Consider the following 505-nt stretch of genomic DNA (forward strand, 5'->3'; position numbering starts at 1 on the left):
GGGTGGGGTGGCGCGGTGACGGGGTCAGGTCAATGGGCGCGGACAGGCGTCACGGGTGCGTCGTCCCGTACGAACCACGTGCCGCCGCTCCCCCGCATCGCGCCCGCCAGCGCTGCCGGTGAGGTCACCAGGACGCGGGCGTCAGGGGTGCCGGCCGCTTCCAGGTACGCGAGGGCCGCCTCGACCTTGGGGCCCATGCTGCCTGCCGGGAACTGGCCGTCGGCGAGGTGACGGCGGGCCTCGGAAGCGGTCACACGCCCCAGCGGCCGCCGCGTGGGGCGGCCGTGGTCGACGGCCACCTGCTCCACGCCCGTGGTGATGGCCAGCAGCCCCGCGCCGAGAGCGGTGGCCAGCTGCGCCGACGTGGCGTCCTTGTCGATGACGGCCTCGACTCCCTTGTACGTGCCGTCGGGCGCCTCGACGACCGGGATGCCTCCGCCACCGCCCGCGATCACCACGTACCCCTGCGCGAGCAGGCAGGCGACGGCGTCCTGTTCGACGACAC

General features: G+C 74.9%; 1 protein-coding gene. It reads right to left on the minus strand.

Features of this window, described 5'->3' with window-relative positions; genetic code table 11:
- Nucleotides 1-29 precede the first annotated feature (29 nt).
- Nucleotides 30-505 (minus strand): amino acid kinase family protein (locus tag J0695_RS40150; RefSeq protein WP_443727108.1); only part of this gene is annotated, 476 nt, incomplete at its 5' end.

The organism is Streptomyces beijiangensis (assembly GCF_017315755.1).
GTDB lineage: Bacteria > Actinomycetota > Actinomycetes > Streptomycetales > Streptomycetaceae > Streptomyces > Streptomyces beijiangensis.